The 11,740-nt window shown below is 40.6% G+C and carries 14 protein-coding genes; 8 read left to right on the top strand and 6 right to left on the bottom strand.

All coding sequences use genetic code 11. The annotated features are described in order from the left end of the window. The first annotated feature begins 8 nt into the window (after window positions 1–8). Window positions 9–428, top strand: coding sequence for a nucleoside-diphosphate kinase (locus H148_RS0110640; protein WP_029034788.1), 420 nt, complete (start codon window positions 9–11; stop codon window positions 426–428). A 45-nt stretch (window positions 429–473) separates the two neighbouring features. Here the strand turns inward: H148_RS0110640 and H148_RS0110635 are convergent, their stop codons facing one another. The 4 genes from H148_RS0110635 to recF all read right to left on the bottom strand — a co-directional run bounded on the left by H148_RS0110635 (window position 474) and on the right by recF (window position 3,112). Next, window positions 474–1,118, bottom strand: a complete 645-nt coding sequence (locus H148_RS0110635) for a protein-L-isoaspartate(D-aspartate) O-methyltransferase (RefSeq protein WP_029034787.1) — start codon at window positions 1,116–1,118, stop codon at window positions 474–476. Between the two features lie 203 nt (window positions 1,119–1,321). Continuing rightward, on the bottom strand, window positions 1,322–1,618 hold the full coding sequence (locus H148_RS0110630) for a DciA family protein (RefSeq protein ID WP_029034786.1): 297 nt from the start codon (window positions 1,616–1,618) through the stop codon (window positions 1,322–1,324). Next, complete coding sequence (locus tag H148_RS0110625) at window positions 1,599–2,036, bottom strand: lipocalin family protein (RefSeq protein ID WP_029034785.1); 438 nt, start codon at window positions 2,034–2,036, stop codon at window positions 1,599–1,601. Before H148_RS0110625 ends, H148_RS0110630 begins: the two co-directional genes overlap by 20 nt. Further along, the gene (gene recF / locus H148_RS0110620; RefSeq protein WP_029034784.1) at window positions 2,033–3,112 is read right to left on the bottom strand and encodes a DNA replication/repair protein RecF; all 1,080 of its coding nucleotides are present in this window, start codon (window positions 3,110–3,112) and stop codon (window positions 2,033–2,035) included. The genes H148_RS0110625 and recF overlap by 4 nt, the downstream gene beginning before the upstream one ends. A 138-nt stretch (window positions 3,113–3,250) precedes the next feature. Between recF and H148_RS0110615 the strand changes: the two genes are divergently transcribed. The 7 genes from H148_RS0110615 to H148_RS0110585 all read left to right on the top strand — a co-directional run bounded on the left by H148_RS0110615 (window position 3,251) and on the right by H148_RS0110585 (window position 9,511). Then, the gene (locus H148_RS0110615; RefSeq protein WP_029034783.1) at window positions 3,251–4,024 is read left to right on the top strand and encodes a tetratricopeptide repeat protein; all 774 of its coding nucleotides are present in this window, start codon (window positions 3,251–3,253) and stop codon (window positions 4,022–4,024) included. A gap of 5 nt (window positions 4,025–4,029) precedes the next feature. After that, window positions 4,030–4,527, top strand: coding sequence for a 6,7-dimethyl-8-ribityllumazine synthase (ribH, locus tag H148_RS0110610; protein WP_029034782.1), 498 nt, complete (start codon window positions 4,030–4,032; stop codon window positions 4,525–4,527). Window positions 4,528–4,638: 111 nt separating this feature from the next. After that, entirely contained in the window at window positions 4,639–4,938 is a 300-nt protein-coding gene (locus H148_RS0110605; RefSeq protein ID WP_029034781.1) for a hypothetical protein, read from the top strand. Continuing rightward, complete coding sequence (mutL, locus tag H148_RS0110600; protein WP_029034780.1) at window positions 4,939–6,795, top strand: DNA mismatch repair endonuclease MutL; 1,857 nt, start codon at window positions 4,939–4,941, stop codon at window positions 6,793–6,795. Beyond that, complete coding sequence (locus tag H148_RS0110595) at window positions 6,796–7,563, top strand: rhomboid family intramembrane serine protease (RefSeq protein ID WP_029034779.1); 768 nt, start codon at window positions 6,796–6,798, stop codon at window positions 7,561–7,563. After that, window positions 7,563–8,474, top strand: coding sequence for a rhomboid family intramembrane serine protease (locus H148_RS0110590; RefSeq protein WP_029034778.1), 912 nt, complete (start codon window positions 7,563–7,565; stop codon window positions 8,472–8,474). The genes H148_RS0110595 and H148_RS0110590 overlap by 1 nt, the downstream gene beginning before the upstream one ends. Continuing rightward, window positions 8,474–9,511 carry an endonuclease/exonuclease/phosphatase family protein gene (locus H148_RS0110585; protein ID WP_029034777.1) on the top strand — a complete coding sequence of 346 codons (1,038 nt, stop codon included), beginning with the start codon at window positions 8,474–8,476 and terminating at the stop codon, window positions 9,509–9,511. Before H148_RS0110590 ends, H148_RS0110585 begins: the two co-directional genes overlap by 1 nt. Here H148_RS0110585 and H148_RS0110580 read toward each other — a convergent pair. Both H148_RS0110580 and lepB read right to left on the bottom strand, forming a co-directional pair. Next, entirely contained in the window at window positions 9,500–10,132 is a 633-nt protein-coding gene (locus H148_RS0110580; RefSeq protein WP_029034776.1) for a WbqC family protein, read from the bottom strand. The two genes, H148_RS0110585 and H148_RS0110580, sit on opposite strands and share 12 nt — an antisense overlap. Before the next feature lie 10 nt (window positions 10,133–10,142). Further along, on the bottom strand, window positions 10,143–11,708 hold the full coding sequence (gene lepB / locus H148_RS0110575; protein WP_029034775.1) for a signal peptidase I: 1,566 nt from the start codon (window positions 11,706–11,708) through the stop codon (window positions 10,143–10,145). Between the last annotated feature and the right edge of the window lie 32 nt (window positions 11,709–11,740).

Raw genomic sequence — 11,740 nt, 5'->3', positions numbered from 1 at the left:
TGAGAATAATGGCAGGAAACAGAACTTTCACGATGTTAAAGCCCGATGCAGTTGAAAATGGACACATTGGAGCTATTTTAGAGCAGATCACTGCTTCAGGATTTAGAATTGTGGCGATGAAACTTACACAAATGACTCGTCGTGATGCCGAGAAATTCTACGAAGTACATAGTGAGCGTCCATTTTACGGAGAGCTGGTTGAATTTATGAGCCGCGGGCCTATTGTTGCCGCTATTCTCGAAAAAGAGAACGCTGTTGAAGATTTTAGAACGCTTATAGGGGCTACAAACCCTGAAGATGCTGCCGAAGGCACCATCAGAAAGAAATATGCTGCTTCTGTGGGTGAAAATGCCGTACATGGAAGTGATAGTGATGAAAATGCACAACTTGAAGGCGCTTTCCATTTCGCCGGTAGGGAAATGTTTTAAGCTCTTCTTAAATCCTATTAAAAAACCACCTTTTTGGGTGGTTTTTTATTTATTATAAGTTCCTCCTTTGTCGGCTCTCCCTGTCATAGGCACGAATCTCACGGGCAGCAGGGTTTGCTCCTCATAAGAATCTTCACCTGTTTTGTATACCATCACTAGTTTTTGATTCAGTCTCCCTACGGGTGCCAAAAGTCGCCCGCCAATTTTTAATTGATCTTTAAGCGGCTGTGGAATTGAAGGTGGTGCTGCAGTAAGAATAATGGCATCAAAAGGAGCGACTTCTTTCCAGCCCGAATAACCATCACCGTGTTTTGCAGTAATGTTATCATAATCTGTTTTTGCGAGATTTTGCTTCGCCAGCTCCGCCAGCCATTCAATGATCTCCACGCTATGAATTTCTTTGGCAAGGCGGGAAATAACAGCCGCATTATATCCGCAGCCGGTTCCAACTTCAAGTACCTTTTCGTTCTTGTCCAGTTGTAGCTGTTCGGCCATGTAGGCCACAATATAAGGCTGACTTATAGTTTGATTTTTTCCTATGGGCAGCGGCCTGTCCTCGTACACTTTTTCCTGTTGATCTTCAGGCACAAAAAGGGAACGATCTACTTCTTCCATCGCCTGCAGTACTTTGGGATCTGATATTCCGCGTTCTTTTAACTGCTGCTCTATCATCTCTTCCTTGGTAGCCATACTTTTTTAAGTTTTGATTCTTAATAAGTTAAAGAAAAAGCACCGTTTGAAGAAAGGAATTAAAGAGTTTTTTAGGAAAACAGACGACAGAGACCGAACGTTAGAGAGGTTTTATCTCAGGAGGAGAAAGTTCTTCAAGACCTCCCGACTCGGCTCGAGGTCAAAACCTGAATTTTAAATTTTGAACTTTGAATATAATTATTTTAACGCAGAATGAGTTTTTTAATCAAATCCCGGCCCAGCTCCTCATTGAGCATCTTAATGATCTTTTCTTTACCATAGCTCAATTCTTCCCTTAGAACCGAAGAACTTAACTGAACATAAAGGGTATCGCGGTCCAGTTTGATAGAAGTGGTGTATTTCTCTATGGCAGGACCCATCTGACTGTTCCACACTTCCCGCACGTGCACCTTGTCAAGGCCCTTTTGTAATTTGTTGTCGCTAACAAATTCTTTTAAAGCTTCGCTTATGCTAATGTGTTCATTGATCCTCTTGGCCATAGTTTCCGGAATAGGGGGTAAAACGTTTGTAAGTGTAGATGATCCCGTCGGGATTTAGAACCATCAATTCATTTTCTTCAGAAGAAATAATTGTTTCCTTCCAGTTTGCGTAGGGAGTAGAATAGTACAAATTAATACTGTCATTTTCAAGCTTTACTTCAAAGATTTCTTCATCATCTGAAGTAATAAAGCTGCCGTCCAGTTGTGGCCGAACTTTCTTGCGAAATCCCGTAGAACTGTCTATTTTGATGTAGTCTACTAATTCTGAATATTTGAACTCCTTAATTATTCCCTCAGGTAATTCAGCCTGACTGATCTCCCAGTAACCGTTAAGGTTGTCGATCTTTTCTTTTGAAGAATTATTACTGCAGGACCATAATGCGGTTCCTAAAAAGAGTATAACAATGACCTTTTTCACAGGTTAAACATTTTATAGGTTTGTCCGGTGCCTTTTACCACTTTTTCTGTGCGTTCACCATGGGTATCACTAATAAAGATCTGTCCTAATTCATTTGTAGCTACCAGGTCAACTATATGGGCTACCCGGTTCTCATCAAGCTTGTCGAATATGTCATCCATTAGAAGAATAGGGGAAACTTTACTCAATTCTTTTATGAAGTCAAATTGTGCTAATTTAAGAGCGATAAGAAAAGACTTTTGTTGTCCCTGGGAACCAAATTTCTTTATAGGATGCCCCTCGATCTCAAAAACCAGATCATCCTTGTGAGTTCCCACCCCTGTGTACTGCAGAACCATATCTTTTTGAAGATTGTCTTCTAACTGACTTTTAAAATTCCCCTCCTCCAGCTGACTTTTATAGCTGATGGTAACTTCCTCCCGGCCATTGCTAATTACAGCATATCTCTTCTGAAAAATGGGAATAAAAGTTTCAAGGAAAGCTTTTCGTTTGTTGTGCAGATTATTGCCCAATTCCACCAGCTGCATGTCATAAACTGAAAGTGTGTCCCGGTCAAAACTATTGTTGGCTGCAAAATACTTCAGCAGGGAATTCCGCTGCGCGAGGATCTTTCCGTAATCAATCAGGCTGTTGAGGTATTTGTTGTCGCTTTGAGAAATAACCCCATCAATAAATTTTCTGCGGGTTTCGCTGCCTTCAATTATCAGGTCACGATCTGCCGGGGAAATAATGACGGTGGGGATAAAGCCAATATGCTCGCTGAATTTTTCGTAAGGTTTATTATTCCGTTTAATAACTTTTTTTTGCCCACGTTTGGTGCTAACAATGATTTGTTCCTCTCTTTCATGCTTCTCAAAAATGCCATCTACGACAAAAAATTCGGCGTCATGTTTAATGTTTTGGCTGGTGATGGGGTTGAAATAACTTTTTCCAAAGGACAAGTGGTAGATACTATCCAATACGTTTGTTTTTCCAATCCCGTTATTCCCCACTATACAATTTATCTTGGAGTCAAAATCAAAATCGGCCGAGCCAAAATTCTTGTAGTTTAGTAAAGAAAGAGTTTTTAGAAACATAAAAAACTGTTATTCAGCAGTATAAATACTTGAGCCGGGTGTGGCTCAGGGCAGTGCAAATTAGCATAAATAAACAATTTAATTCCCTTTTAGTTTTAAAGAAATATTCTATTTTTGCGCTTCATTTAACGTTTATTTATGGCAACGTACAAGAAGAGAGGATATAAGCCCGATAACAAAGAAGACCGGCAAGCTGCTGTTGAAGAAGAGTCAACAACTGCAGAGGTATTTAATACGCTTGATGAAGGTGCGGGTAGGACGGAAGCCTGGGTGGCCAAGAACCAAAAGTATATTTTTATTATTATTGGAATTGCCGCAGTAGCGATCCTGGGATATCTTGCTTATGAAGAATTCATACAGGAACCTAAGGAGGCCGAAGCTGCCAATGAATTATTTTTGGCACAGCAATATTTTGACAATGCTTTACTGGCGTCGGGCGCTCAAAGCGATTCTCTCTACAACCTGGCTTTGACAGGAGGACAGGGAAAATACGGTTTTGAAGATATTATTGAAAATTACGGTTCTACAAATGCCGGTAATCTTGCCCTCTATTATGCGGGAATGGCTTATTTAAATACCAACCAGTATCAGCAGGCTATTGAAGCTCTTGATGATTTCGAGAGTGGCGACCAGATCCTTGCTCCTCTTGCAAAGGGTGGAATAGGGGATGCTTTTTTACAACTTGACCAGCCTGAAGAAGCTCTGGGATATTATGAGGAGGCTGCTAAAATGAGAGATAATAATTTCACTACTCCCAGATTTCTTATGAAAGCTGCGGTTACCGCGATCAAGTTAGGAGATGGTGCAACTGCCGAAAAATACCTTACAAGGATACAGAAGGAGTATCCCGATTCGGTTGAAGCAAATAGAGTAGCGGTTTATCTTGGACAGGCCGAGGCAATGCAAGAATAAATAATATGGCAACAGAAGGAAAAAATCTTTCAGACTACGATAAGAACAAAATCCCAAACGCGAAGGAATTCAGGTTTGGGATTGTTGTTTCTGAATGGAATGATGAAATTACCGAAAACCTTTGCCGGGGAGCTATTAAAGTACTTCTGGAAAATGAAGTACTGGAGAGGAAAATTGTTCGCTGGAATGTTCCCGGTAGCTTCGAATTAGTCTACGGGTGTAAAAAGATGCAGGAATCATATGATATGCTTGATGCCATTATTGCCATAGGTAGTGTGATCGAGGGGGAAACCAAACATTTTGATTTTGTGTGTCAAGCCGTTTCACAGGGGATCAAAGATCTGAATATTCAAAGCGATATTCCTGTGATCTTCTGTGTTTTAACCGATCAAAATATGCAACAAGCCATTGATCGCTCGGGTGGAAAACATGGGAATAAAGGTGCAGAAGCAGCTGTGGCAGCCATAAAAATGGCACAACTTCGAAAGGATTCCCGTTTATAATCTTTTCTTTTCTAAGGCATTGTTTTTGTATTGTTGACTTTGCTCACCTAAACTTCGGAAATTCTGAGCATTTTGAGTAAATTTGGTATTTCCGGGAAATAAAGAAAAACAATGCTAAAGCTCAACATCTTATCGGCAAAAAAGAAAAATAACCGGTATAACTATACTCCGCGTTATTATAAAGGCAAGGATACCGGAAATGCCTACGATTTCGGTTCAAAATTTAAGAAATACAGGGAGGCGACCAATGCCAATGATTTTGGCAGCCAATGGAAGGAGGCCCGTGAGGGTAGCCGCCACCGCGGTAATCGTGATATTAACAAAACGGTTCTCTACATTGTTGCCATTCTAGTATTTATTTTCCTGTGGTTCATCGATTTTGATTTGTCCATTTTTAGCAATCCATATTAAATGACAGATGTTATTCATCTTCTGCCAGACCATGTCGCCAATCAAATAGCAGCAGGTGAAGTGGTGCAAAGACCGGCTTCAGTAATTAAGGAGTTACTTGAAAATTCCATTGATGCCGGTGGAACCAATATAAAAATTTTAGTAAAAGAAGCAGGGAAAACCCTAATCCAGGTTACCGACAATGGGAAGGGGATGACCGTTACCGATGCCAGGATGTGTTTTGAACGGCATGCAACTTCAAAAATTAATACTGCCGAGGACCTTTTCAGCCTTAAGACAAAAGGATTTAGGGGTGAAGCTTTGGCATCTATTGCTGCAATTGCCCATGTGGAGTTGAAGTCAAGGCAGGAAGACGATGAAGTAGGAACCTGTATTAAAATTGAGGGTAGTGAAGTGATATCACAGGAGGTTTGCGTCACGCCTGTGGGAACTACTATTTGTGTAAAGAATCTCTTTTACAATATTCCTGCCCGAAGGAATTTTCTTAAAAGTGACACTGTAGAACTTCGGCATGTTATCGATGAATTTCAAAGGGTGGCACTTGCACATCCTTCTATCCAGTTTTCTCTCTTCCATAACGGAAGTGAATTATTCCAGCTTCCCGGTACCAATTACCGGCAGCGTATAGTCAATATTTTTGGTGGTAAGACCAATGAAAAACTGGTGCCTGTAGAGGAAGATACCGCAATTGTGAAGATTCACGGATTTGTAGGTAAACCCGAATTTGCTAAAAAGGGTAGGGGAGAGCAATTCTTTTTTGTTAATGAAAGATTTATAAAAAGCCCATATCTTAATCATGCTGTAACGGCCGCTTTTGAAGGACTTTTAAAGGACAAGGCATATCCCAGCTATTTCCTCTTTCTGGAAGTTGATCCCAAGAGTATTGACATCAATATTCATCCTACAAAGACCGAAATCAAATTTGACGACGAGCATGCGCTTTATACAATTTTGCGCAGTTCCATCAAACATAGTCTCGGACAATTTAATGTTTCCCCTGTACTGGATTTTGATCGGGATGCCAGCCTGGACACTCCCTATGAATTTTCTCACAAAGGTATAACTCCTCCAAAAGTCGAGGTAGACCCAAATTTTAATCCTTTTCGCACCGAAAGAACGGGAGGGGGATATAACTCTCCGAATTTTAGAAAGGAGAAAACTACAGGAAGCTGGCAAAGTCTTTACAACGGATTACAGGGAGAAGGAGCTGAAAAGGATTCTAGATTTAATCAGGTAGAATTTGAAAGCGATGAAGTTACAGGTAAGCTCTTCGGTCCCGCTGATGAAGGGGGAGCCGGAGGTACTACATTTCAGCTTAACAAAAAGTATATAGTAAGCACATTAAAAAGTGGCATACTCGTAATTGATCAACAAAGGGCACATACAAGAATCCTTTATGAGGAATTGCTAAAAAATATCACAGTAACTTCGGCAGTAAGCCAGCAACTGTTGTTTCCGTTAAAAATTCAGTTTTCTACTAATGAAATTGAATTGTTTAAGGAAGTCAAAGATTCCCTGGAGCAAACCGGATTTATTTTTTCAGAAGTAAAACAAGATTCTGTTGAGATAAGCGGAATTCCTACTTTAATTTCTGAAAGTGAAGTGGAGATCTTGTTGGAACAGCTACTTTTGGATCTGGAAAATGAAGTTCCGGGTACAGGTTTTTCACAGGTTGATACGCTTTCAAAATCCCTTGCAAGGGGAATGGCAGTAAAATCGGGCACGGTACTAAATAGTGCGGATCAACAGAATATAGTGAACAGTTTGTTCGCCTGTAAGGAATCGACTTTATCACCATTTAATAAGCCTGTATTTATTACTTTAACCGTAGACGAATTAGATAAAAAATTCATGTAAATGGGAAGAATGACCGAAACCGTAAAGGTTCTTTTAATTATTAATGTCATTGTTTATATAGGGAGCCAGGTTTTGGGAGATAAAGCTTATGAGCTATTTTCCCTTTGGTTTATTGAAAACGACAATTTCCAGTTTTGGCAGGTGATCACGCATATGTTCATGCATGATCCCAACAGCTTCTTTCATATTCTTTTTAATATGTACGCTCTTTGGGCCTTTGGTAGTCCTATTGAACAGGTGCTGGGAAAGAATAAGTTTCTTTTCTTCTATTTTTCTGCAGGAATCGGAGCGGCTATTATTCATACTCTGGTTAACTATTATCACTTCCAGGCTGGCTACAGTGCATTGCTCGATGCAGGATTTGGTACTGCAGAGGTGGAGCAATATTTACGGGAATCCTATGCTTCAATTTCCAGTAGCGGCCAGTTTCGTATTCCAAATGGTGTGGATCAGGATATTATAAGGACCATGTTTCAAACTTATATCACGCCTGCCGTGGGAGCATCGGGGGCAATATATGGTATTCTGGTAGCGTTTGGAATGATGTTTCCCAATGTTGAACTGTTCCTGCTTTTTGTACCCGTTCCTATTAAGGCTAAATTTTTTATTCCGGCATTAATTGCGCTCGACCTCTTTTCCGGTTTGACGGGATATTCTATATTTGGTGGAGGGATAGCTCACTTTGCACACCTTGGAGGAGCCCTTTTTGGATTTATTATGATGTGGTACTGGAAGAAAAACCAGTTTAACCAAAACCGCTGGGATTGATGAGGAGAAGTAATAATATTAGAGCAAAGATTGAGATGGCAACGGTGAGTGAAAAACTCATAGCTGTTAATGTCATTGCTTTTGTGCTCTTCTTCTTTTTTAAAACTCTGGCTTTTCTGTTTAATTTTGATGCAGATTTCATATTAGAGTGGTTGGTTTTCCCAAAGGAATTGGAGGAATTTATCTTTAAACCATGGTCCATCATTACTTATGCTTTTTTGCATGCCGGCCTTTGGCATTTGCTGTCAAACATGTTGATTTTATACTTTTCCGGAATTTATTTTCTCACCTATTTTTCCCCAAAAAAGATGCTGAATTTCTACTTTTTGGGAGGTATATTCGGTGCATTGGTATACATGGCCAGTTACAATTTGTTTCCTGCTTTCCAGGGAACCGGAAGATCTTATTTAATAGGTGCTTCGGCGGCAGTTATGGCGATCCTTGTGGGAATCGCGACCCATATTCCTCACTTGAGAGTTAGACTCATTTTAATAGGAAGTATCAAACTGTGGTGGATAGCCGCTTTTCTTGTAGTAATAGATATCATACAAATTCCCATTTCTAATCCTGGTGGTCATCTGGCGCACCTTGGAGGAGCAGGCTTTGGCTATCTGTACGCGAAGCAACTTGGAAAGGGAAACAATATTGCCGCGGGATTTGAAAAGTTTCTTGACTGGATAGGCTCTCTTTTTTCTACTAACAGTGCTCCTAAGAATAAGAGCAATCTAAAGACGGTGCATAGAAGAAAAGCTACAGGAAATAACTCTACTGGCTATAATTCACGCGTCCGCAATAAAAGAGAGGAGCAGGAAAAAATAGATGCCATTTTAGATAAGATCAGTAAAAGCGGCTATGACAGCCTTACCAAGCAGGAAAAGGACTATTTGTTCAATGCCGGAAAAGACAATTGATGAAAGGTCTCAACTGGTTTGACAGGTTCTTGTTCTTGCTGAACATCCTCTTCGCAATAGCCTTATTGTTTTCTTATTTGCTGCCATACATTCCGCCCAGCAGCTTTGCATTACTTTCAGTCTTTAGCCTTGGTGTGCCCCTGTTGATCGTGATCAATCTCATTTGTATGCTGTTCTGGCTTTTTAGATTAAGGCCTCAGGCACTTCTTTCGCTGGTGGTCTTGTTAATTGGGTTTAACCACCTCACTTCTGTGTATGAAATCTCTTCGGAAGAAGATGGTCTGGTGGAAGATAATGTGCTTAAGATCTTAACTTATAATGTGCGACAATTCAACCAGTACGGTTGGGCCGATGATGTCGACATTCCGCGTAAGATTGCAGCTTTCATTGAGGAGGAGGATGCAGATGTGGTGGCAATACAGGAATATTTTAAGGGAGAAGGGGATATTGCAAATAGTTTCAAACATAAATATATTAAACTGAAGCAGGAAAATGCCGAGTTTGGCCTGGCAATTTTTTCAAAGTATCCCATTATAAATTCAGGTTCCCTTGATTTCCCGACTACCAGTAACAACAACTCAATATTTGCCGACATCGTAAAGAACGGAGACACCGTAAGGGTAGTGAATGTTCATTTTCAGTCTTTTGGTGTAAAACCCAGTTTGGAAACTATTGAGAAGGAGCAGTCAAAAAGAGTTTTCTTAGGTATGGGGCAGACATTTGTGAGGCAACAGAGACAAATGATGCTGGTAAAGGATCTTGTTTTTAATAGTCCGCATCCTTCAATTGTTGTCGGAGATTTTAATAATACTGCTTACTCATATATCTACCAGGAGTTAAGGGAATTAGGTTTTAATGATGCCTATAAGGAGGCCGGTAATGGATTTGGAAAAACCTTTGAGCTCTTTGAATTTCTTCCGTTACGCATTGATTTTATCCTGCCGGAGGAGTCTTTAGAGATTCTTACGTTTGCAAACCATGAGGTGCCTTTTTCAGATCATTTTCCTATTACAGCCACCGTGAAGCTAGGGGAATGAAATTTTTTGCCGCTGTAGATAATTCAATGCGTTTGGACCTTCATTAAAGATAAGATCTACTATACTCAGATCATTTAAAAAACCAAATTTTTCCTGAAACACCTGTGGGTAGGTCTCCATTGTTTGTGATTTTTTATTCTTAGCTTCGGCAAGGAATCGGCCGTCAAGAATTTCTTTTGGCTCTTTAAGGTATTCTGTGGTCTTTTTGAAGTTAATTTCCGTCTGCATACACTCGAGGGCAAGTTCGAGGCTGTGGTAGTTAAAATCCATCAAAAACTTAAATTTTTGATGATATAACGGGTAGAAATCATCTTCATAGAATTCAAAGAAAGGTGAAGTGCGGTAAACGGTTTCGATAGATTTCCAGTGCTGCTTTTGCCACGGAAAATCATTTTCTATTTTTATATCCTTATACTTTTGATGACCCGATTTATTACCCGTATGCTTGATGGGAATATTCAGAAGTAATTTCCCGTTTGCTCCATAGATATACATTCGGTTACGGTACGTTTGCTTTTGATAATTATCCTCGTTCTCAAAAACTATTTCTTCGGCATTAGCTAGAGCTGCAAACTGGGAAACAGGACCGAAATAGACAGGATGTAACAGAAGTTTCTGCATGAAAGAGAAGTTACTTAGTTTTCTTTTTCCTGAAGAAGCTATATCCAAACAATCCAACCACTACCACAAGGAAGTAAGGCAAATAAGAAACGGGCTCTCCCTGTCCTCCTACTGTAGTGAACATTCGGTCCCATCTTATTTTGCTCAAACCGGCAGCGTTGGGATCAAGGCTCATCCAAATAAAAACCGGTTTACCAACTGTGTGGTTTTCGGGTACGTATCCCCAAAAGCGGCTGTCTTCACTGTTGTGGCGATTATCTCCCATCATGAAATAGTAATCCTGTTCAAAAGTGTAAGAGTTAATTGGTTGCCCGTTAAGAAGGACTTGATCCCCACTCACAGTAAGGTCTCTCTCTCTGTCCATTTCCAGTCCTTCATAGGTCTCGATGATTTGCCGGTAAAAACCAACAGTTTCCGGCGTTATCTCTACAGTTGCTCCTTCCGCAGGAATGTAGATAGGTCCCATATTATCGGCATTCCAGTCAAACCTGTTGTTGTTTGGAAATATACCTGCATCTCTTTGTCCGGCAGGGGATATGATCCTTTCCAGAGATGCTACATTAGGATGATTTCTCAATCTTTGAAAGGTTTCTTCCGATAGTGCTTGTATGTAAAATTGATTGGTGTTTGGATCGTGGTAAAAAGCATCTGTAATGTCATACATCCTATACAGGGTATAGGGATCAAATCCCTGGCCTTTTGTAGTGCCGGTATACGAGTATTGCGGCTTAGCTCTTTCCGGTAACTGTAAGGGCTCGTTATCGATATGAATCCTTCCGTCGATGATCTCAAGGGAATCCCCGGGCAAACCAACTGCTCTTTTGACATAATTTGATTTTTTGTCAATTGGTTTATCATAACGTTCCCCAGAGGTATCCCTGAATTTTCTCACCGTATCCACCGGCCAGTTGAAAACTACAATATCATTGCGATCAATATCCTGAAATCCGGGAATCCTGAAGTAAGGAATGTGTGGACTGTTCCAGTATGACTTTAGCCCCAGCCCGGGAATGGTGTCATGAACCATTGGAAAGGCCACTGAAGTAATTGGTGTACGTGCACCGTAATGAAATTTACTTACGAACAGGTAATCTCCTACCAATAAAGTTTTTTCAAGGGAGGAGGTTGGAATAGTAAAAGGCTGCATCACATAGGTGTGCACTATAGTAGCCGCAATAATGGCGAAAAGTATCGAACTAATCCATTCTCCCGCAGCACTGCCGGGTTGGGTACTTCTGTTTTCACGATATTTTACGTCACTCACATAGTTAATGTAGTAGATGTAAAACCCGCAGGTGATTACTGCCAATATCGTATCTGTAGTGGAAGTGCGACCAAAACTACGCACAGTCTCCACCCATATCACAGGAAACAATATAAGGTTCACAATGGGAACGAATAGCAGGAGAACCCACCACCAGGGCCGGTTTATGATCTTCATAAGGACCACTGCGTTGTACACGGGAATTGCTGCTTCCCAGGCTTTGCGCCCTGCTTTTTGATAAAGTCTCCAGGTTCCTGCGAAATGTATAAGCTGAATAAGAAGAACAAACAAGAGCCAGTTTGTAAAATTCATGAGTGTAGTTTATTTATTGGTGTGCCGTATGG

It is taken from the genome of Salinimicrobium terrae DSM 17865, assembly GCF_000424665.1.
Classification (GTDB): domain Bacteria; phylum Bacteroidota; class Bacteroidia; order Flavobacteriales; family Flavobacteriaceae; genus Salinimicrobium; species Salinimicrobium terrae.
Note: the sequence above shows the minus strand (reverse complement) of the source record. Positions and strands in the feature narration are given on the sequence as shown.

Bases quoted from the DNA above. Each gene is read 5' to 3' on its own strand.
- H148_RS0110640 (WP_029034788.1), top strand. From the start codon at position 9: ATGGCAGGAAACAGAACTTTCACGATGTTAAAGCCCGATGCAGTTGAA.
- H148_RS0110635 (WP_029034787.1), bottom strand. From the start codon at position 1,118: ATGGCTACCAAGGAAGAGATGATAGAGCAGCAGTTAAAAGAACGCGGA.
- H148_RS0110630 (WP_029034786.1), bottom strand. From the start codon at position 1,618: ATGGCCAAGAGGATCAATGAACACATTAGCATAAGCGAAGCTTTAAAA.
- recF (WP_029034784.1), bottom strand. From the start codon at position 3,112: ATGTTTCTAAAAACTCTTTCTTTACTAAACTACAAGAATTTTGGCTCG.
- H148_RS0110615 (WP_029034783.1), top strand. From the start codon at position 3,251: ATGGCAACGTACAAGAAGAGAGGATATAAGCCCGATAACAAAGAAGAC.
- ribH (WP_029034782.1), top strand. From the start codon at position 4,030: ATGGCAACAGAAGGAAAAAATCTTTCAGACTACGATAAGAACAAAATC.
- H148_RS0110605 (WP_029034781.1), top strand. From the start codon at position 4,639: ATGCTAAAGCTCAACATCTTATCGGCAAAAAAGAAAAATAACCGGTAT.
- mutL (WP_029034780.1), top strand. From the start codon at position 4,939: ATGACAGATGTTATTCATCTTCTGCCAGACCATGTCGCCAATCAAATA.
- H148_RS0110595 (WP_029034779.1), top strand. From the start codon at position 6,796: ATGGGAAGAATGACCGAAACCGTAAAGGTTCTTTTAATTATTAATGTC.
- H148_RS0110590 (WP_029034778.1), top strand. From the start codon at position 7,563: ATGAGGAGAAGTAATAATATTAGAGCAAAGATTGAGATGGCAACGGTG.
- H148_RS0110585 (WP_029034777.1), top strand. From the start codon at position 8,474: ATGAAAGGTCTCAACTGGTTTGACAGGTTCTTGTTCTTGCTGAACATC.
- H148_RS0110580 (WP_029034776.1), bottom strand. From the start codon at position 10,132: ATGCAGAAACTTCTGTTACATCCTGTCTATTTCGGTCCTGTTTCCCAG.
- lepB (WP_029034775.1), bottom strand. From the start codon at position 11,708: ATGAATTTTACAAACTGGCTCTTGTTTGTTCTTCTTATTCAGCTTATA.